Annotated in this window: 19 protein-coding genes; 13 read left to right on the forward strand and 6 right to left on the reverse strand. The window is 60.0% G+C overall.

Annotated features, from left to right (window positions below; genetic code table 11):
* Positions 1 to 213 precede the first annotated feature (213 nt).
* Entirely contained in the window at positions 214 to 1,707 is a 1,494-nt protein-coding gene (locus PSUM_RS30465) for a CoA-acylating methylmalonate-semialdehyde dehydrogenase (protein WP_020796322.1), read from the reverse strand.
* 75 nt (positions 1,708 to 1,782) lie between these two features.
* Positions 1,783 to 3,132: an omega-aminotransferase AptA gene (aptA, locus tag PSUM_RS30470; RefSeq protein ID WP_083350094.1), complete on the reverse strand. Its 1,350-nt coding sequence runs from the start codon at positions 3,130 to 3,132 to the stop codon at positions 1,783 to 1,785.
* Between the two features lie 137 nt (positions 3,133 to 3,269).
* On the opposite strand from aptA, the gene PSUM_RS30475 reads away from it, so the two are divergent.
* The 6 genes from PSUM_RS30475 to PSUM_RS30500 all read left to right on the forward strand — a co-directional run bounded on the left by PSUM_RS30475 (position 3,270) and on the right by PSUM_RS30500 (position 9,725).
* Positions 3,270 to 4,190 (forward strand): LysR family transcriptional regulator, encoded by a 921-nt coding sequence (locus PSUM_RS30475; protein WP_083350093.1) that lies wholly within the window; start codon positions 3,270 to 3,272, stop codon positions 4,188 to 4,190.
* An 88-nt stretch (positions 4,191 to 4,278) separates the two neighbouring features.
* Entirely contained in the window at positions 4,279 to 4,929 is a 651-nt protein-coding gene (locus PSUM_RS30480) for a TetR/AcrR family transcriptional regulator (protein WP_020796325.1), read from the forward strand.
* Positions 4,930 to 4,936: 7 nt separating this feature from the next.
* Entirely contained in the window at positions 4,937 to 5,518 is a 582-nt protein-coding gene (locus tag PSUM_RS30485) for an IMPACT family protein (RefSeq protein WP_083350092.1), read from the forward strand.
* A gap of 604 nt (positions 5,519 to 6,122) precedes the next feature.
* Positions 6,123 to 7,676, forward strand: coding sequence for an ABC transporter ATP-binding protein (locus PSUM_RS30490; protein WP_020796328.1), 1,554 nt, complete (start codon positions 6,123 to 6,125; stop codon positions 7,674 to 7,676).
* Between the two features lie 10 nt (positions 7,677 to 7,686).
* Entirely contained in the window at positions 7,687 to 8,799 is a 1,113-nt protein-coding gene (locus tag PSUM_RS30495) for an ABC transporter permease (RefSeq protein ID WP_020796329.1), read from the forward strand.
* Entirely contained in the window at positions 8,799 to 9,725 is a 927-nt protein-coding gene (locus PSUM_RS30500) for an ABC transporter permease (protein WP_083350091.1), read from the forward strand. The genes PSUM_RS30495 and PSUM_RS30500 overlap by 1 nt, the downstream gene beginning before the upstream one ends.
* Before the next feature lie 62 nt (positions 9,726 to 9,787).
* On the opposite strand, the gene PSUM_RS30505 is transcribed toward PSUM_RS30500, so the two are convergent.
* Positions 9,788 to 10,228 carry a hypothetical protein gene (locus PSUM_RS30505; RefSeq protein ID WP_020796331.1) on the reverse strand — a complete coding sequence of 147 codons (441 nt, stop codon included), beginning with the start codon at positions 10,226 to 10,228 and terminating at the stop codon, positions 9,788 to 9,790.
* Positions 10,229 to 10,312: 84 nt separating this feature from the next.
* On the opposite strand from PSUM_RS30505, the gene PSUM_RS30510 reads away from it, so the two are divergent.
* From PSUM_RS30510 to PSUM_RS30520, 3 genes are all read left to right on the forward strand, one after another.
* Positions 10,313 to 10,600 carry a MerR family DNA-binding protein gene (locus tag PSUM_RS30510; RefSeq protein WP_081648141.1) on the forward strand — a complete coding sequence of 96 codons (288 nt, stop codon included), beginning with the start codon at positions 10,313 to 10,315 and terminating at the stop codon, positions 10,598 to 10,600.
* A gap of 18 nt (positions 10,601 to 10,618) precedes the next feature.
* Positions 10,619 to 11,302, forward strand: a complete 684-nt coding sequence (locus PSUM_RS30515) for an SDR family oxidoreductase (RefSeq protein WP_020796333.1) — start codon at positions 10,619 to 10,621, stop codon at positions 11,300 to 11,302.
* 265 nt (positions 11,303 to 11,567) lie between these two features.
* Positions 11,568 to 12,926, forward strand: a complete 1,359-nt coding sequence (locus PSUM_RS30520) for an 8-oxoguanine deaminase (RefSeq protein ID WP_020796335.1) — start codon at positions 11,568 to 11,570, stop codon at positions 12,924 to 12,926.
* Here PSUM_RS30520 and PSUM_RS30525 read toward each other — a convergent pair.
* Positions 12,887 to 14,011 (reverse strand): calcium:cation antiporter, encoded by a 1,125-nt coding sequence (locus PSUM_RS30525; RefSeq protein ID WP_083350090.1) that lies wholly within the window; start codon positions 14,009 to 14,011, stop codon positions 12,887 to 12,889. The genes PSUM_RS30520 and PSUM_RS30525 overlap by 40 nt on opposite strands.
* A 286-nt stretch (positions 14,012 to 14,297) precedes the next feature.
* On the opposite strand from PSUM_RS30525, the gene PSUM_RS30530 reads away from it, so the two are divergent.
* From PSUM_RS30530 to PSUM_RS30540, 3 genes are all read left to right on the forward strand, one after another.
* Entirely contained in the window at positions 14,298 to 15,371 is a 1,074-nt protein-coding gene (locus PSUM_RS30530; protein ID WP_033044720.1) for a BMP family ABC transporter substrate-binding protein, read from the forward strand.
* A 121-nt stretch (positions 15,372 to 15,492) separates the two neighbouring features.
* The gene (locus PSUM_RS30535; protein ID WP_033045076.1) at positions 15,493 to 16,461 is read left to right on the forward strand and encodes a 2-oxoglutarate and iron-dependent oxygenase domain-containing protein; all 969 of its coding nucleotides are present in this window, start codon (positions 15,493 to 15,495) and stop codon (positions 16,459 to 16,461) included.
* A gap of 78 nt (positions 16,462 to 16,539) precedes the next feature.
* A complete protein-coding gene (locus PSUM_RS30540; protein ID WP_020796340.1) occupies positions 16,540 to 17,493 on the forward strand; it encodes an adenosine deaminase in 954 nt (317 codons plus the stop codon).
* A gap of 15 nt (positions 17,494 to 17,508) precedes the next feature.
* Here the strand turns inward: PSUM_RS30540 and PSUM_RS30545 are convergent, their stop codons facing one another.
* Positions 17,509 to 18,243: an ArsR/SmtB family transcription factor gene (locus PSUM_RS30545; RefSeq protein WP_020796341.1), complete on the reverse strand. Its 735-nt coding sequence runs from the start codon at positions 18,241 to 18,243 to the stop codon at positions 17,509 to 17,511.
* Positions 18,244 to 18,469: 226 nt separating this feature from the next.
* Positions 18,470 to 19,399, reverse strand: a complete 930-nt coding sequence (locus PSUM_RS30550) for a LysR family transcriptional regulator (protein WP_020796342.1) — start codon at positions 19,397 to 19,399, stop codon at positions 18,470 to 18,472.
* Positions 19,400 to 19,525: 126 nt separating this feature from the next.
* Here PSUM_RS30550 and PSUM_RS30555 point away from each other — a divergent pair, with 126 nt between their 5' ends.
* Positions 19,526 to 20,539 (forward strand): zinc-binding alcohol dehydrogenase family protein, encoded by a 1,014-nt coding sequence (locus tag PSUM_RS30555; protein ID WP_020796343.1) that lies wholly within the window; start codon positions 19,526 to 19,528, stop codon positions 20,537 to 20,539.
* Positions 20,540 to 20,569 lie beyond the last annotated feature (30 nt).

Raw genomic sequence — 20,569 nt, forward strand, 5'->3', positions numbered from 1 at the left:
GGCGCTTCGATGAACTGAAGCAACCTGCTGCCGAAAACTGCGTAACTCATTGTTTACCAAGGAGTTTTCCGTTTCGACTGCGCCGGAAGTGGGGCGAATTATAGGCTTCCAGAATCTGCCGTCAACCGCTATTTTCACAAAACTGTCATATAGGTATAAAAGCCCACAAAACAAAAGGCCGACCCTATGGGTCGGCCTTCTTTACCCTTCTACTTACAAGCTAGGGAAAGCGAACTGCGAAGCTTCATGGCTCGCACGCTGCGGCCAGCGTTGAGTGATGGCCTTGCGACGGGTGTAGAAACGCACACCATCCGGACCGTACGCATGCAGGTCACCGAACAGCGAACGTTTCCAACCACCAAAGCTGTGGTAAGCCACCGGCACCGGCAGCGGTACGTTGACGCCGACCATGCCCACTTCGATCTCGTCGCAGAACAAGCGTGCCGCTTCTCCGTCACGGGTGAAGATGCAGGTGCCGTTGCCATACTCGTGATCGTTGATCAGCTGCATCGCTTCTTCCAGGCTGTTGACCCGTACGACGCACAGCACTGGCCCGAAGATCTCCTCCTTATAGATACGCATTTCTGGCGTGACGTTGTCGAACAGGCAACCGCCCAGGAAGAAACCTTCCTCGTGACCATCAACGGTCAAGCCACGGCCATCCACCACCAGTGTCGCACCGGCGGCTACGCCGTCTTCTACATAACCGCTGACCTTGTCGCGTGCCTGGCCAGTCACCAGTGGGCCCATGTCCAGGCCGCAGCTGGTACCTGCACCGATTTTTAGTGCCTTGATCTGCGGCACCAGCTTGGCAACCAACGCATCCGCCACCTGGTCGCCGACGCACACGGCTACCGAGATCGCCATGCAACGCTCGCCGCAAGAACCGTAGGCCGCGCCCATCAGTGCGCTGACGGCGTTGTCCAGGTCTGCATCCGGCATCAGCACCGCGTGGTTCTTCGCCCCGCCCAAGGCCTGCACGCGCTTGCCGCGCTTGGTACCTTCGCTATAGATGTATTCGGCAATCGGCGTAGAACCTACGAAGCTCAGCGCCTTGACTTCCGGTGCCTCGATCAAAGCGTCCACCGCCGTCTTGTCACCGTGCACCACGCTCAGCACGCCTTTAGGCAGACCAGCCTCCAGCAGCAACTGCGCGATCAGCAGCGTAGAGCTTGGGTCACGCTCGGACGGCTTGAGGATGAAGCAGTTACCGCAAACGATCGCCAGCGGGTACATCCACAGCGGCACCATGGCCGGGAAGTTGAACGGCGTGATACCGGCTACAACACCCAACGGCTGGAAGTCGGACCATGCATCGATATTCGGGCCAACGTTGCGGCTGTATTCGCCCTTGAGGATTTCCGGCGCCGCGCAAGCGAACTCGACGTTCTCGATACCGCGCTTCAGCTCACCTGCCGCGTCTTCCAGCGTCTTGCCGTGCTCTTCACTGATCAGTTGAGCAATACGTGCTTCGTTCTGCTCCAGCAGTTGCTTGAAGCGGAACATTACTTGGGCACGTTTGGCCGGCGGCGTGTTGCGCCAAGCCGGGAATGCAGCCTTCGCGGCATCAATAGCGCTCTGGATGGTTTCGCGGGTGGCCAGCGGCAGTTTGTGGATAGCCTGGCCGGTAGACGGGTTGAACACATCAACCGCGCGACCGTTCTCGGTGACCAGTTCGCCATTGATCAAATGCGGAATAACGCTCATGGAAGCTCCTGAAAAGTTGTCCACAGGCGCGCCCAAATCGCGCACCCGTTTCTTGTAGGTATATAGAAGAAGAAATCAGTCGATCTTGCCCAGCACTTCGCCGACTGCGTCGAACAGACGATCCAGGTCCTGCGGCTTGCTGTTGAACGTTGGGCCGAACTGCAGGGTGTCGCCGCCGAAACGCACGTAGAAACCTGCTTTCCACAAGGCCATGCCCGCTTCGAACGGGCGCACGATGGCGTCGCCGTCACGTGGCGCGATCTGGATCGCCCCCGCCAGGCCAAAGTTACGGATGTCGATGATGTTCTTGGTGCCCTTTAGGCCGTGCAGCGCGTTTTCGAAATGCGGTGCGACTTCGGCGACGCTCTGTACCAGGTTTTCCTTTTGCAGCAGGTCGAGTGCCGCCAGGCCCGCTGCGCACGCCACCGGGTGCGCGGAATAGGTATAGCCGTGGGGGAATTCCACCGCGTATTCAGGCGTCGGCTGATTCATGAAGGTCTGGTAGATCTCGGAGCTGGCAATCACCGCGCCCATCGGGATCGCGCCGTTGGTGACTTGCTTGGCGATGCACATCAGGTCTGGGGTAACGCCAAAGGTGTCGGCACCGAACATGTTGCCGGTACGGCCGAAACCGGTGATCACTTCGTCAAACACCAGCAGGATGCTGTGCTGATCGCAGATCTCGCGCAGGCGCTTGAGGTAACCCTGTGGCGGCACCAGTACGCCAGCGGAACCGGCCATGGGCTCGACGAACACCGCCGCAATGTTCGAGGCATCGTGCAGTTCGATCAGCTTGAGCAGTTCATCAGCCAGGGCGATACCGCCCTGCTCCGGCATGCCACGGGAGAACGCATTGCTGGCCAGCAAGGTGTGCGGCAGGTGATCGACGTCCATCATCGCCTGGCCGAAGAGCTTGCGGTTGCCGTTCACGCCACCGAGGCTGGTGCCAGCGATGTTCACGCCGTGATAGCCACGGGCACGGCCGATCATCTTGGTCTTGGTCGACTGGCCTTTGAGGCGCCAGTAGGCTCGCACCATCTTCACTGCCGTGTCGGCGCACTCAGAACCGGAGTCGGTGAAGAACACGTGGTTCAGGTTGCCCGGCGTCAGGTCGGTGATCTTTTCCGCCAGCTGGAACGACAGCGGATGGCCGTACTGGAAGCCTGGCGAGTAGTCGAGTGTACCCAGTTGCTTGGCCACCGCCTCCTGGATTTCCTTGCGGGTGTGCCCGGCGCCGCAGGTCCACAGGCCAGACAGCGAGTCATAGACTTTGCGGCCCTTGTCGTCGATCAGCCAACTGCCCTCGGCGCCAACGATCAGGCGTGGATCGCGCTGAAAGTTACGGTTGGCGGTGTACGGCATCCAGTGAGCATCGAGCTTGAGCTGGCTGGCCAGGGATGTCGGGGCGTTTTCAGGCAAGTTCATGGGTGAAACCTCGCAAGGCAATAAGCGCGTAGGGATTAAAAACCGCTGTTGCAGCTAAGTTGCCACGGGGATAAAGTCGGTGAAATCCAACTTTTGTAACCTTCAGTCAGCCAATCACTAAACTATCGAGTAAGCGCATGAGCACCCGTCGTCCCGATCCACTGGCACAAGTCAGCGACTTCGATATCCGTCTGCTGCGGATCTTTCGCAGCGTGGTCGAATGCGGCGGCTTCTCCGCAGCTGAAAGCGTACTCGGCATCGGTCGATCAGCAATCAGCCAGCAAATGAGTGACCTGGAACAGCGCCTGGGTTTGCGTCTGTGCCAACGCGGGCGCGCCGGATTTTCCCTGACCGAAGAAGGTCGCGAGGTTTATCAATCGGCGTTGCAACTATTGAGCGCACTGGAAAGTTTCCGCACCGAGGTCAACGGCCTGCACCAACATCTGCGCGGCGAGTTGACCATCGGCCTGACAGACAACCTGGTGACGCTGCCGCACATGCGCATTACCCATGCCCTGGCGCAATTGAAGGAGCGCGGACCGGATGTGCAGATTCAGATCCGGATGATCGCGCCCAACGAAGTGGAGCAAGGCGTTCTCGACGGTCGACTGCACGTCGGTGTGGTGCCACAGGCAAGTGCGCTGTCCGGGCTGGAGTATCAACCGCTCTACAGCGAACGCTCGCTGCTGTATTGCGCGGTGGGCCATCCGCTGTTTTATGTCGATGACAGGCAACTGGACGATGCACGCCTCAATAGCCAGGACGCGATTGCCCCGACCTTCCGTTTGCCGGCGGACATCCAGGCTCATTATCAAGCGCTCAATTGCACCGCCAGCGCATCGGATCGTGAAGGCATGGCCTTTCTGATCCTGACCGGGCGCTATATCGGTTATCTGCCGGATCACTATGCGAGTCTTTGGGTGCAACAGGGACGCTTGCGGGCGCTGAAAGCCAAGACGCGTTTTTATGACCTGAGTCTTGCCTCGGTCACGCGTAAGGGGCGTCGTCCGCACCTGGTGCTGGAAAGCTTCCTGGAGAGCCTGGCCGCGACACGCTGACAGGGGTTTTTCTTAACGGGACTTGTCTGGAACCTGTGGGTGCGCTATCAACGTCAAGGCCCGCAACCCCTCTTGATCGGAAGTGCCCATGACCTTTGAAGTCCCAGCTCACAGCGGCAAGCCCGCCAGCCGCATTCGTCAGAAAAACGAAGAGACCATCATCAAGGCCGCCGAGGACGAGTTCGCCCGTCACGGGTTCAAGGGCACCAGCATGAACACCATTGCCCTGAATGCCGGCTTGCCCAAAGCGAACCTGCATTATTACTTCACCAACAAACTCGGTTTGTATGTGGCGGTGCTGAGCAACATCATCGAGTTGTGGGACAGCACCTTCAATACCCTGACCGCGCAAGACGACCCCGCCGAAGCCCTGACCCGCTATATCCGCGCGAAGATGGAGTTTTCCCGGCGCCAGCCGCAAGCGTCCCGAATCTTCGCCATGGAGGTCATCAGTGGCGGCGAATGCCTGACCGAATATTTCAACCAGGACTATCGCACCTGGTTCCAAGGCCGTGCAGCGGTGTTCCAGGCGTGGATTGACGCTGGCAAAATGGACCCGGTCGACCCGGTGCACCTGATTTTCCTGCTGTGGGGCAGCACCCAGCATTACGCCGACTTCGCCACGCAGATCTGCCGGGTCAGTGGACGCAGCAAGCTGACCAAGCAGGACATGGAAGACGCCGGCAACAATCTGATCCGTATCATTCTCAAAGGCTGCGGCCTGACACCTTCCCTCTAAGACCACTATGCCTTTTACCCTCAGCGACTTTTGCGAATACCGCGAAGAGATTCGCAAAAGCCGCTTCATCACTTTTGCCACGCCGATCGGCAGCCCCGCCGACGCCCAGGCCTTCATCGCCCAACACAGCGATCCAAACGCTACGCACAATTGCTGGGCGTGGAAGCTCGGCGATCAATACCGCAGTACCGACGACGGCGAGCCTGGCGGCACGGCTGGCCGACCGATTCTGGCGGCCATCGAGGCCCAGGATTGCGATCAGGTCGTCGTGCTGGTCATTCGCTGGTATGGCGGCATTCAACTGGGCACCGGCGGACTGGCCCGGGCCTATGGCGGCGGTGCCAACAAGTGCCTGCAAGCGGCGCCAAAGGTTGAGTTGATCAGTCGGGTGCCGGTGCGATGCGCTTGTGCGTTCAGTGAGCTGGCGTTGGTCAAGCTGCGCGTCGCGGAACTCGACGCACTGGTGGTGCAGGAGGATTTCACGGCCAATGGCGTTGAATTGCAGTTGGCGGTGGGTGCGGGGCAGATCGCCACATTGCAATCTCTACTCGCCGACTTAAGTCGTGGACGGATTTTGTTGCAGCGCTAGCAAGATCAAAAGATCGCGGCCTGCGGCAGCTTCTACAGGGAGAACGCTATCCCGTGTAGGAGCTGCCGCAAGCTGCGATCTTTTGGAGCACTGCGCTTTTTGCACTTATCGCCTAGTTGCCCACATCTGCTGTGCACCCGCCTGTGGATAACCTGAGCACATACCGCTGTAACCCTTCTGTCATGCGGCTTTGCGGGCTTTGCTCATTTTTCGTCCATTTCCTCTTTAAAACTGCTAAATACAAATGAAAACAATCAGTTAGGTTGGTTTAGCACTTTTAGAAGAAAGCCGCCCCGCGCTTATGCCCACCCTTTGAGCTTGCGCACAAATACTGTGGAACAATCTGTGGATAACCCGTTCATGGCTGGCGCGGCTGCATATCGGGCATGGCTTGCGGTCATGTGCTCATTTTTTGATCAAAGGCAGATGCGCAAAACGGGAGCGGATCAACGGCGTTGCACTCAAGTGGTGCCTGGCTCGCGATCAACTCAAACCCGGCACCGAGCGCAATGCCCAGACACAAGGACTTCCAGAATATTTCCTGACCTGATGGCCAGAAAATTGCTTTATCCACAGGCATCAATTCAATCGAATCGAGCCTGTCATGCCCACCGCCGATCCAACGCCCCGTCTGCAACTGAGCAACATCAGTAAACGCTACCCCGGCTGCCTGGCCAACGATGCCATCGACCTGACTATCGCCCCCGGTGAAATCCACGCGTTGCTCGGCGAAAACGGTGCCGGCAAAAGCACCTTGATGAAAATCATCTACGGCGTCGTCCATGCCGATGCTGGCGAGATTTTCTGGCATGGCCAGCCCGTGAACCTGCGCAATCCGGCCCAGGCTCGCGAACTGGGGATCGGCATGGTGTTCCAGCACTTCTCGCTGTTCGAAACCCTGAGCGTGGCGCAGAACATCGCACTGGCCATGGGGGCGGCGGCAGGCTCGCCCAGCCAGCTTGAACGCAAGATTGATGATGTGTCACAACGCTACGGCATGTCGCTGGAGCCGCAGCGACTGGTGCACAGCCTGTCCATCGGCGAACGGCAACGGGTGGAAATTATTCGCTGCCTGATGCAGGACATCCGCTTGTTGATTCTCGACGAACCGACCTCGGTGCTGACTCCGCAGGAGGCCGAGGACTTGTTCGTGACCCTGCGTCGACTGGCCGCCGAGGGCTGCAGCATTTTGTTCATCAGCCACAAACTCGCCGAAGTGCGCGCGCTTTGCCACAGCGCTACCGTGTTGCGCGGCGGGCGAGTCGCCGGGCATTGCGTACCGGCCGACTACTCGGATCGGCAACTGGCGTGCCTGATGGTTGGCGAAGCGGCGGAGTTGATCGACGATTACACGAAGGTGGCCGGCAGCGATGTTTTTTTGAACATACAAGGTTTGTCGTGGCACAACCCGGACCCGTTCGGTTGCTCGCTCAAGGCCATCGACCTTGCCGTGCGCAGCGGTGAAATCGTCGGCATCGCCGGTGTCGCCGGCAATGGTCAGGACGAGCTGCTGGCGTTGCTCAGCGGCGAAGAACGACTGAGCCGCAATGAGGCTGCAACCATCAGCTTTGGCGGCGAACCGGTTGCGCATCTACGTGCCGATGCCCGTCGCCAACGCGGAATGGCTTTCGTTCCGGCCGAACGACTGGGGCATGGCGCCGTGCCGGATCTGAGCCTGGCGGACAACGCCCTGCTCAGCGCATTCCAGCACGGTCTGGTGAGCAAGGGGCTGATCCAGCGCAGCAAGGTCCAGGCGCTCGCGCAAGAGATCATTCGCCGCTTCGGGGTCAAGACTTCCGGCCCCCATGCACCAGCCCGCAGCCTATCTGGCGGTAACTTGCAGAAATTCATTCTGGGCCGGGAAATACTTCAACAACCGAAATTGCTGGTGGCTGCGCACCCGACCTGGGGCGTGGATGTCGGCGCGGCCGCGACCATTCACCGGGCGCTAATTGCTCTGCGCGATGCCGGCGCGGCAATCCTGGTGATTTCCGAAGACCTCGAAGAATTGTTCCAGATCAGCGACCGCCTCGGCGCCTTGTGCAGCGGCCAGTTATCACCGCTCAAGGCCACAGTCGACACTCGCCTGACCGATGTCGGTGGCTGGATGGCCGGCCAGTTCGACGCCCCTCAATTGCCCGCCTACGCCACACGCTAACGGAGTTCACATGCTGCTTTCTCTTGAACCACGTGGCCAGCAATCGAGCCTGATGCTGTGGTGCTCGCCGTTGTTGGCGGCGGCCCTGACCCTGGGCAGTGGCTCATTGCTGTTTATCGCCTTGGGCCACGATCCATTGCTGACTTTGCATACGCTGTTGGTCGCGCCGATCAGCGACCTGTACGGGCTCTCCGAGTGGCTGGTCAAAGCGTTACCAATTCTGCTCTGCGCGCTGGGCCTGGCCGTTGCCTACCAGGCGCGGATCTGGAACATCGGCGCCGAAGGCCAACTGCTGCTCGGCGCCTTGGCCGGCAGCGTGCTGGCGGTGAACTTCATCGAGGTGCAAAGCCGCTGGGCACTGTTCGTGATCCTGCTTGCCGGAACCCTGGCCGGTGCCGCGTGGGCAGGGCTGACAGCGTGGTTGCGAACTCGCTTCAACGCCAATGAAATCCTCACCAGCATCATGCTCAACTACATCGCGTTGAACCTGCTGTTGTATTGCGTCCACGGTCCGCTGAAAGATCCGCAGGGTTTCAATTTTCCGCAGTCGGCGATGTTCGGTGACGCCAGCCGCTTGCCACTGTTAATGGAAGACGGTCGAATTCACGCAGGCGTGTACTTCGCCCTGCTCGCCCTGGTGGCGGTGTGGGTGCTGTTGCACAAAAGCTTCGTCGGGTTCCAGATCAAAGTGCTTGGGCTGGACAAGCGCGCGGCTGGCTTCGCCGGCTTTCGAGAAAAACGCCTGGTCTGGCTGGTGCTGTTGGTCAGCGGTGGCCTCGCGGGCTTGGCGGGTGCATGTGAGGTGACCGGGCCGATCGGGCAATTGGTACCGCAAGTGTCCCCGGGCTACGGCTACGCAGCGATCACCGTAGCGTTTCTCGGGCGCTTGAACCCGGTTGGCATTCTCGTTTCCAGCTTGTTGATGGCGTTGCTTTACATCGGTGGCGAGAGTGCGCAAATGAGCTTGAACCTGCCGCAAGCGATCACCCAACTGTTCCAGGGGATGATGCTGTTTTTCCTGCTGGCCTGTGATGTGCTGATTCTCTACCGCCCCCGCTTGAACCTGCGCAGGAAACGCCGTGCACTCGCCACTGCCGTACAACAACAAGTAGGGGCCCTGTGATGGATATCGATCTGCTGAGTAACATTTTCTACGCCATGGTTCGCTGCGGTACACCGCTGTTGCTGGTGGCGCTGGGCGAACTGGTCTGCGAGAAAAGCGGCGTACTCAATCTGGGCCAGGAAGGGATGATGCTGTTTGGCGCGGTGATGGGGTTCATCATCGCGTTCAGCACCGGCAACCTGTGGCTCGGGGTATTGCTGGCGATGTTCGCCGGGATGCTGTTGTCATCGTTGTTCGCTCTGGTGGCGCTGGTCTTCAATGCCAACCAGGTCGCCACGGGGCTGGCCCTGACGATCTTCGGCGTGGGGTTGTCGAGCTTTGTCGGTGCGGCGTGGGTTGGCAAACCGCTAACGGGCTTCGAGCCGGTGGCACTCCCTTATTTGAGCGAGATACCGCTGATCGGACGAATGCTGTTCGCCCAGGATCTGCTGGTGTACCTGTCATTCGTGCTGTTTGCGCTGGTGGCCTGGGTGACGCTGCAGACCCGCGTCGGGCTGATCATCCAGGCGGTCGGGGAAAACCCGGATGCGGCCAGCGCAATGGGTTTGCCGGTGTTGGCCGTGCGCGCATTGGCGGTGTTGTTTGGCGGCGCGATGGCGGGACTTGCCGGCGCGTACCTGTCGCTGGCCTACACACCGATGTGGGCGGAAAACATGAGCGCCGGCCGCGGCTGGATTGCCCTGGCGCTGGTGGTATTCGCCAGTTGGCGGGTATGGCGCTTGCTGCTGGGCGCGTACCTGTTCGGACTCGCCAGTATCCTGCACCTGGTGGCGCAAGGGCTGGGGCTGGCGATTCCATCAAGCTTGCTGGCGATGCTGCCGTATGTGGCGACCATAGTGGTGCTGGTGCTGCTGTCCCGGGACAAGGTGCGCACACGATTGTATGCGCCGGTTTCATTGGGGCAGCCGTGGCAGGCTGGGCATTAGCAGTTGTCTGGTCTGGCCTCTTCGCGGGCAAGCCCGCTCCCACATATGCGCGTGCGCCGCTATTAATGTGTCTGGCGCAGTCCCTGTGGGAGCGGGCTTGCCCGCGAAGAGGCCCGCACTGGCAACACTTGAGCAATGCCCCACATCAATTCAAACACCAGAAAAATCACCAGCAGCGAACTCACACCATGGATCAGGGCATAAGCCTGCCAAGCCGAGAACAGGAATCTGGCCACGGCGTCATACCGCCCATAAACCTGCTGCGGATCACGAATGCGCAGCACCGCCCACACGCAGACTATCGAGCCCAATAGATTCGCCATCAACACGTGCATCGGTTCGAACGGCGGTAGCTCGCCTGATAGATTGAAAGCCTGGCTCAAGCTCAACAAAAGCCCGTGCACCGCGGCAAAACTCCATGGCGTGGCAAACGCTGCCATAACGATCAGGTCATACCAGGCACTGCCGCGAACCAAGCGGCGATATTGCATTGAAGTCCACATCGATATTGCTCCATCAATTTCCGGGAGCAACCAGGCTAAAGCCTGGAGTATGCTCCAGGGTCAAGCCCTCGAAGATACGTGATGATGCGCATCGGTGAATTAGCCCAGGCCAGCGCCGTCAGCCGCGACCCGGCAGACAGGGTGCAGCTGGTGCAGTACATCAAGACCGCTCAACGGCTGGGCTTTAACTTCGGCGAGATCGGCCACAGCGTCGGCGCCATCTGGCAGTCGCCCGATCCGGACAGTGCCATCACACGATTGCTGCAAGACAAGCTCAAACTGATCGAAGCGCGCATGTCCGAACTGGGCGCATTGCGCGATGAGTTGCAACAACGGCTTGGACAAGATTGTCCATTGAATCCACGTCCCTGAACCTCAAGGAAGCCACACATGTCCAGAACCGCACTGATCATCGGTGCCTCCCGCGGCCTTGGCCTCGGCCTGGTGAAAACCCTGCTTGCCGATGGCTGGCAAGTGACCGCCACTGTGCGCAATCCGCAAAACGCCGAGGCCCTCAAGGCATTGGGCAAGGTGCGGATCGAGAAACTCGACATGGACGATCAGCAAGCGGTGATCATGCTGAGCCAGAAACTCAAGGACGAAGTGTTTGACCTGCTGTTCGTCAACGCCGGGGTGAAAGGCCCTGAGGTGCAGACACCAAACGGCGGCGCGACCCTGGCCGAGGTTGGCCAACTGTTCTTCACCAATGCCGTTGCGCCGATCAACCTGGCGCAACGCTTTGTAGGGCAAATCCGCCCGGACAACGGCGTGCTGGCCTTCATGAGTTCGGTGTTGGGCAGCGTGACCATGCCAGACGCGCCGGAACTGGCGCTGTACAAGGCCAGCAAGGCTGCACTCAATTCCATGACCAACAGCTTCGTCACGCAGTTGGGCGAAACCAGCCTTACCGTACTGTCGCTGCATCCGGGCTGGGTGAAAACCGACATGGGCGGTGAAGGTGCTGACATCGATGTGGACACCAGCACACGCGGACTGATTGACCAGGTGAATGCGTATGCCGGCAAGGGCGGGCATCACTTCATCAACTACAGGGGTGAAACCATTCCCTGGTAACCACCGCCGTCCACTGTAGGAGCGAGCCTGCTCGCGATGGACGCCAAAGATGACGCGGGCTTTCTGGATGCCCGCGTTGTCTGGACGTTTTTCGCGAGCATGCTCGCTCCTGCAAGGGTTTTACGTTGTCTGGTCGGACCGGGCTTGCCCGCGACACCGTTTTGATTAAAACTTGGCACCTCGCCTCCCCGGCGACCCTGGATCAGCAGACAGGGCAACACTGAGCTGGCAACCCTGAACCCAACTTTCAGAGGAGCCGGCCAACATGCCTGCGACCCGTACCTGGTTAAAAAATCCCCTCGCCATTTTTACAGCCAACGACCTCGACGCCCGTGGCGGCCTGGTGCTGCAAGACGGTCTGATCGTCGAAGTACTTGGCCTCGGCCAACAGCCCTCCGCGCCGTGCAATGAAGTATTCGATGCCCGCGAGCATGTGATCCTGCCGGGGCTGATCAACACCCATCACCACTTCTATCAAACCCTGACCCGCGCCTGGGCACCCGTGGTCAACCAGCCTTTGTTTCCGTGGCTGAAAACCCTGTACCCGGTCTGGGCACGCCTGACACCGGAAAAGCTCGCCCTCGCCACCAAAGTCGCCCTGGCTGAACTGCTGTTGTCCGGTTGCACCACGGCCGCCGACCACCACTACCTGTTCCCCGAAGGCCTGGAAAATGCGATCGATGTACAAGTCGAGAGCGTTCGCGAACTGGGCATGCGCGCCATGCTGACGCGCGGCTCCATGAGCCTGGGTGAAAAGGACGGAGGCCTGCCGCCGCAGCAAACCGTGCAGGAAGGTGAAGTGATCCTGGCCGATAGCCAGCGCTTGATCGCCGAGTACCACGAACGTGGCGAAGGCGCGCAAATCCAGATCGCCCTGGCGCCCTGCTCCCCCTTCTCCGTCACCCCGCAAATCATGTCTGCCAGCGCCGAACTGGCGAACAACCTCGACGTGCGCCTGCACACGCACCTGGCGGAAACCCTCGACGAAGAAGATTTCTGCCTGCAGCGCTTTGGCCTGCGCACCGTCGATTACCTGGACAGCGTCGGCTGGCTCGGACCGCGTACCTGGCTGGCACACGGCATCCACTTCAACCCGGATGAAATCGCCCGCCTTGGCGCCGCCGGCACGGGTATTTGCCATTGCCCGAGCTCGAACATGCGCCTGGCCTCCGGCATCTGCCCGACCATCGAGCTGACCGATGCCGGCGCGTTGCTCGGTCTTGGCGTGGACGGTTCTGCCTCCAACGATGCGTCGAACATGATGCTCGAAACCCGTCAGGCGTTGTACATCCAGCGCCTGCGCTACGGTGCCGAGAAAATCACACCAGAGCGCGTACTGGGCTGGGCGACCAAAGGCTCGGCCAGTTTGCTTGGGCGCAGCGACATCGGTGAAATCGCCGTGGGCAAACAAGCTGACCTGGCGCTGTTCAAACTCGACGAGTTGCGCTTCTCCGGCAGCCACGATCCGGTATCGGCACTGCTCTTGTGCGGCGCGGACCGTGCGGACCGGGTGATGGTCGGCGGCAAGTGGCGAGTGATCGACGGGCAGGTCGAGGGGCTGGACCTGAAGGGATTGATTGCCGATCACAGCCAGGCGGCTCGGCAGTTGATCGCGGGCGTCTGACCCAACAACGACAACATGATGAACGTCGCAAACAGCACAAAGTGAGTCATCCCTTCGATGGCGTTGGTTTCGCCATCGTTGAGGTTGATCGCACTGACGATCAGGGTGATGAAGATCATCACCGTCTGCACCGGGGTCATCGCCATCTGGAACGGCTGCCCGGTATAGAGCGCCATTGCTTCCATCACCGGCACCGTCAGGATCACCGTCGACAGCGACGCCCCCAACGCGATGTTGACCACCGACTGCATGCGGTTGGCCAATGCTGCGCGCAATGCCGTCAGAATTTCCGGGGCAGCCGAAATGGCCGCCACCAGAATCGCCGTGATCACCGGCGGTGCGCCCGTCCCTTCCAGCCCCAGGTCGAGGGTCTTGGACATCACTTCGGCCAGGGCACCGATCACCACCACACCGAACACCAGGATGCCGATCGACAATGTCAGGCTGATCGGTGCCGGCTCCTGCTCCAGCGGTTCTTTCTTGCGGCGTTTTTCCGGGTAGCTGTAGCTGAAAAAGTAACTGTGCGGCCCGACCTGCATCCGCAGGAACAAGGCGTAAAGCACCACCATCGCGCCAATGGTGAACGCCGAATAGAGCTTCCAGTCGCCTTTGGGAATGAACTCCGGCACCACCATCGACACACCCATCGCGGTCAGGATCATCACGCTGTAGCTGCGCGCCGAATCGTCGTTGTAGGACTGTTCGCCATGCTTGAGCCCACCCATCAACGCCGCCAGGCCGAGGATGCCATTGATGTCGAGCATGACGGCTGAGTAAATCGTGTCGCGCACCAGCGTAGCCGACGCTTCGTTGCTCATCATGATCGCCAGGATCACCACTTCCACCAGCACCGCGGCCAAGGTCAGGATCATCGTGCCGTAAGGGTCGCCGACCTTTTCCGCGAGCAGTTCGGCTTGATGGGCGACACGCATGGAGGCGGCGACGATGAATGCGATCAGCACCAGCCCGCCAGCCAGCGCGATCGCCTGGCCGCTGTGCAGCAACCAGTGCTCAAGCGGGAAAGCCACGAGTGCGGCGATCAAGGCCAGTAGCAGAAAGGTTTCTTGCTTGAGAATCGTGAGCATGTCGGGCCTTTGCCGAGGAGGTGCGATATGCGACTGACTGCAACGCGGCGATAACGTTTCGTTTCACCTTAGCGCACCAGTGGATGGCGCCTCTTTAAGGTCATGCACTTTTTTCGACCTTGCAGCCCTCATCGCGAGCAGGCTCGCTCCCACAGGTAATCGCGTTTCCATGTGGGAGCGAGCCTGCTCGCGATAGCCATCACACGGTTTCCCTGGCATTTGTTGTCCGGTTGGTCAGGCTTTTGCATTGACCCTCTCCACACACAACAAAAGGGAGTTCGAATTCATGCAAATACGTCCACTGCACACACTGCTGTGCGCCGCCATCGGCCTCGGGATCAGCCTCGGCGCCTTTGCCGCTGAGCCACTGAAAGTAGGCTTTGTCTACATTGGTCCTATCGGTGACCACGGCTGGACGTACCAGCATGAACAGGGACGCCAGGCACTGGCGCAAAAGCTTGGCGACCGAATCACCACCAACTATGTGGAAAACGTTGCCGAAGGCGCGGACGCCGAGCGAGTGATCCGCAACATGGCCAAGGACAAGTACGACCTGATCTTCACGACCTCATTCGGCTACATGAACCCGACACTCAAGGTCGCCAAACAGTTTCCCAATGTGACGTTCGAACACGCCACCGGCTACAAGCAGGACAAGAACCTGGGCACCTACCTGGCGCGCACTTATGAAGGTCGCTACGTCGGCGGTTTCCTTGCGGCAAAGATGACCAAAAGCAAAAAGATCGGCTACGTCGCCTCGTTCCCGATCCCGGAAGTGATCCGCGACATCAACGCCATTCAACTGGCCCTGAACAAGTACAACCCGGGCACTGAAATCAAAGTGGTGTGGGTCAATTCCTGGTTCGATCCGGGCAAGGAAGCCGATGCCGCCAACGCGCTGATCGACCAGGGCGTGGACGTGGTGTTCCAGCACACCGACAGCCCGGCGCCGATCCAGGCCGCGGAACGTCGCGGCGTGTATGCGGTGGGCTACGCTTCGGACATGGCGCACTTCGGCCCCAAGGCGGTACTGACCTCCATCGTCAACGACTGGGCGCCGCATTACCTTCAAGCAACCCAAAGCGTGATCGACCACAGCTGGAAAACCCAGGATTACTGGGGTGGCCTCAAGGAAGGCACCGTTGAACTGCCGATCAGCGACCTGGTACCGGCGGCGGTGAAGACTGAAGCGGAGCAGATCATCGCCGACATCAAGAGCGGCACGTTGCAGCCGTTTACCGGGCCGATCAAGGACCAGGCCGGGGTCGAGAAAATACCGGCGGGTGTCAGCGCGACGAATACGGAACTGGCATCGATGAATTATTACGTGGAAGGCATGAAGGCGGAGATGCCCAAGTAGTACCCCACCCCGTGTAGGAGCTGCCGCAGGCTGCGATCTTTTGATTTTTATCAGATCAAGATCAAAAGATCGCAGCCTGCGGCAGCTCCTACAGGGATTTTCAACGCTCTCAGGATTGTGTATGAACAGTCTTCCCATCATCGACATCGCCCCGCTCTACACCGACGACCAAAGCGCCTGGGCAACCGTGGCAAAGCAAATCGACCACGCCTGCCGCGAATGGGGCTTTTTCTACATCAAGGGTCACCCGATCAGCGCCGCGCGCATCGACGCCGTGCTCGACAGCGCCAAGCGTTTCTTCGCCCTGCCAACTGCCGAGAAGCTCAAGATCGACATCACCCAGACCCGCCACCATCGCGGCTATGGCGCTATTGCCACCGAACAACTGGACCCGAGTAAACCCAGCGACCTGAAAGAAACTTTCGACATGGGCCTGCACCTGCCGCTCGACCATCCCGATGTGCTGGCAGAAAAACCGTTGCGCGGCCCCAACCGCCATCCATCAATGCCAGGTTGGGAGACGCTGATGGAGCAACACTACGTCGACATGCAGGCACTTGCGCAAACCTTGTTGCGGGCAATGACGTTGGCGCTGGGCATCGAGCGGGATTTTTTCGACACGCGCTTTCGTGAACCGGTCAGCGTATTGCGCATGATTCACTACCCGCCGCGACACACCGCCACTTCCCGGGAGCAACAAGGCGCCGGCGCTCACACCGATTACGGCTGTATCACCCTGCTCTACCAGGATGCCGCCGGTGGCTTGCAAGTCAGGAACGTAAAAGGTGAATGGATCGATGCCCCGCCGATCGAAGGGACGTTCGTGGTCAATCTCGGTGACATGATGGCGCGCTGGAGCAACGACCGTTACCTGTCAACGCCGCACAGGGTGATCAGCCCATTGGGCGTGGATCGTTACTCGATGCCATTCTTTGCCGAGCCGCACCCCGATACCCGCATCGAATGCCTGCCCGGATGCCAGGATGAACAGCAGGCGGCGAAATACCCGGCCACCACTTGCGCCCAGTTCCTACTCTCACGTTTCGCCGATACCTACGCTTATCGACGGGAACAGGAGGCGGTGGAATGAACCGCCTGGTCAGGTTTTATCAATTGTTGCGACGAGCATCTGTAGAATGGCGCCATTGCACCTGATGAGAACAGAATTATGTACGACTGGCTGAACGCCCTGCCCAAGGCCGAACTGCACCTGCACCTGGAAGGTTCGCTGGAACCCGAACTGCTGTTTGCCCTGGCCGAACGCAACAAGATCGCCCTGCCGTGGAGCGATGTCGAAACCCTGCGCAAGGCCTACGCCTTCAATAACCTGCAAGAATTCCTCGACCTGTACTACCAGGGTGCCGACGTGCTGCGCACTTCCCAGGATTTCTACGATCTGACCTGGGCCTATCTCTTGCGCTGCAAGGCGCAGAACGTGATTCACACCGAACCGTTCTTCGACCCGCAGACCCACACCGACCGTGGCATTCCATTCGAAGTGGTGCTCAATGGCATCGCCGCAGCGTTGAAGGACGGTGAGCAACAACTGGGAATCACCAGCGGTTTGATTTTGAGCTTCCTGCGCCATTTGAGCGAAGAGCAGGCGCAGAAGACCCTCGACCAGGCGCTGCCGTTCCGCGATGCGTTTGTCGCCGTGGGCCTGGACAGCTCCGAGATGGGGCACCCACCGAGCAAATTTCAACGCGTGTTCGACCGCGCCCGTGGCGAAGGTTTCCTGACGGTCGCCCACGCCGGTGAAGAAGGCCCACCCGAGTACATCTGGGAAGCCCTCGACCTGTTGAAAATCCAGCGCATCGACCATGGCGTGCGCGCCATCGAAGACGAGCGCTTGATGCAGCGCATCATCGATGAGCAGATCCCGCTGACCGTGTGCCCACTGTCCAACACCAAGCTCTGTGTGTTTGATCACATGTCGCAGCACAATATTCTCGACATGCTCGAGCGTGGCGTGAAAGTGACCGTGAACTCCGATGACCCGGCGTACTTCGGCGGTTACGTCACCGAAAACTTCCATGCCCTGTATACCGACCTGGGCATGACCCAGGACCAGGCCAAACGCCTGGCGCAGAACAGCCTGGATGCCCGGTTGGTCAAACCCTGATATCTACCGGGTCTCCTACAAGGCCATTTCCAGCTCGGTCTGCCTGGCGAAACGGTGAATTTCTTTCTGCCCGGCGGCGGTAAGCTGCAGGGCACGAGAATCCACGGGCAAGTTCAGCCAACCGGACTGCATGAACAGCTGCAGCAACGCCGCACCCAAGGCACCGCCCAGGTGCGGCCGTCTTTCGCTCCAGTCGGGACACGCACAGGCAACCTTGCCGTTGCGATGGGCCAGCGCCTGAATGAAGACACCGCGTGACGCCAGCTGCGTCGAGCCCTTGAGGGTGATCGTGACCCGCTGGTCGAACTGCTCGATCCAGCCGGCCTCCAGCAGGCGCTGGTACAGATCGGCGGCCAGGGTGCCACCCAAGTGGTCCTCACACAGCCGCGCACGCAACAGCGATGAACCCCTCGGCTGAGGTTTGGCCAAGGGGGCGGCGCGTTTGAATATGTCCGGGATATCCTGCGGTGTGCTGGCCAGCGTGGCGCTGGCCAGGGCTTCGATCGCGGCACCGATTTCGGGTGCTGTCAGGCGGAAGAAGCGCTTTCGCCCACGGGTTTCTACTTTCAACAGGCCTCCGGCGGACAACCGCGCCAGGTGCGCACTCGCCGAAGACGGTGACAGCCCGGCCATCAATGCCAATTCTTCAGTATGTCGAGCCGATCCGTCCATCAAGGCCCACATCATTGCGCTGCGCTTCGGGTCAGCCAGCAACGTGGCTATCTGGCTGATGCAAGGTGCATGTTCCATGTATTCACTCCCTGTTGAATCGTATCGTCCTGCTGCTCAGAGATATCTTGACCCGTCATGTGCTGTCGGCCAAACGTGGAAACTGCCATAAACCGGGCTCGCCCTTGCGATCGGTGGTGCGTTCACCAGGCAAGCATCAGTATAGGCCGGTTAGCCGCCAGATCCTGCCCCCCGCAAACCGCCGATGCTGATAGTTCCTGAGGGAAATTTCGCTTTTTGCCTGAGACTAATGATCGAAACCCGATAATCCCGGAAAATGACTACTCAAATGGGCGCATCGGCTGGCAAGCATTTCCCGCAAAAGGTTCACCGGCTTACTCAACTGTGCGCGATGGGCGCACAACAGATTCAGCGGTGCGCGCTCACAGAGCAGTTCCGGCATCAGCACTTTCAAGCGCCCCGCTAACACATCGTTGGCCACATCAAGCCAGGATTTGTAAGCGATCCCGGCCCCTGCCAGCGCCCACAGGCGCACGACATCGGCATCGTCACTGAAACGATCGCCACCGACGGTCAGGCCGACCTCGCGCTTGCCGTCATGAAAACTCCAGTGATCGTGAACCCGGCTGCCCAGCATGAACAGCAGGCAATTGTGCTGGGCCAGTTGCTCCAGTTGGCGTGGCTCGCCACGCCGGGCGAGGTATTCGGGCGCGGCACACAGCACTCGACGATTGTGTGGGGCGATGGGTAGCGCCACCAGGCTGGAATCTTCCGGCTCGCCGTAGCGCAGGGCGATGTCCACTGGCTGGCGGAACAGATCGGCGATGCGGTCGCCCAGCAGCAAGCGCACGGTTAGCTTCGGGTGCTCGCGCTGAAACTCATCCAGCCAGGGCAGCAGCAGGTTGCGCCCAAAGTCCGAAGGCGCGGACAACTGCAAGACGCCGCTGACCTGATCCTGACCGCTGGCCAACAGACGCCGGCCTTCGTCGAGATGACTCAAGGCCGCCCGAGCGTACTCCAGAAAACCTTCGCCTTCTGCGGTCAGGCGCAGGCTGCGGGTCGAGCGGGCCAGCAGGCGGGCGCCCAGTTGCTGTTCGATGCGCTTCAACGCCGCGCTCGCCACTGCTGCCGACATGTCCATGCCCCGTGCGGCCGCGGACAGGCTGCCCAGGTCCGCCGCACGGACGAACAACTGCAAATCATCGAACCGCAGCATGTGAGCCTTCATTATCAAAAAAACATTGAAAGAGACTGCTCTTTTAGCGGGTTTTATCTTCCTTAGAAATAGCCAATCATCCATCCCATCGAATCTTAATTCAGATAGTTATTTGGGAGCCTTCCAATGAAAGCCGTTGCCTACTACGCCTCGTTGCCGATCAGCGATGAAAACGCCCTGCAAGACATCGAACTGCCGGAGCCAGTCGCTGGCCCCCGCGACCTGCTGGTGGAGGTCAAGGCCATCTCGGTGAACCCGGTGGACACCAAGGTCCGGCAGAACGTCCAGCCTGAAGCCGGCGCGGCTAAAGTGCTGGGGTGGGACGTGGCCGGCGTGGTCAAGTCGGTCGGCAGCGAAGTGACATTGTTCAAGGCCGGCGACAAGGTCTTCTACGCCGGCTCCATCGCCCGTGCCGGCGGTAACAGCGAGCTGCACGTGGTGGATGAACGAATCGTCGGCCATATGCCGAACACCCTGGGTTTCGCCGAGGCCGCCGCCCTGCCGTTGACGGCCATTACCGCGTGGGAGTTGCTGTTCGAGCGCCTGCAGGTGCACGAAGGCAAGACCGTTGAAGGCCAGAGCCTGTTGATCGTCGGTGCGGCCGGCGGCGTCGGTTCGATCCTCACGCAACTGGCCAAACAGCTCACGGGCCTGAATGTGATCGGTACCGCTTCGCGCCCGCAGACCCAAAGCTGGGTGAAAGCGCTGGGAGCCGATCAGGTGATCGATCACAGCCAGCCACTGGCACAGGCCCTCAAACAGGCCGGCATCGATCAGGTGACCCATGTCGCCAGCCTGACCCAAACCGATCATCACCTGGATCAACTGGTCGAGGCGTTGGCACCACAAGGCAAGCTGGCACTGATCGACGACCCGAAAAGCCTCGACGTGACCAAGCTCAAGCGCAAGAGCCTGTCACTGCACTGGGAGTTCATGTACACCCGCTCACTGTTCGAAACCGCGGACATGATTGAACAGCACAAATTGCTCAACCGGGTAGCCGAGCTGATCGACGCCGGCACTCTGAAAACCACGGTTGGCGAACATTTCGGCATCATCAACGCGGCGAACCTGCGGCGTGCCCATGCACTGCTGGAAAGCGGAAAATCCAAGGGCAAGATTGTGCTGGAAGGGTTTTAAGCGACTGCAGGAGCTGCCGAAGGCTGCTCT

The sequence above is a fragment of the Pseudomonas umsongensis genome (genome assembly GCF_002236105.1).
GTDB lineage: Bacteria > Pseudomonadota > Gammaproteobacteria > Pseudomonadales > Pseudomonadaceae > Aquipseudomonas > Aquipseudomonas umsongensis.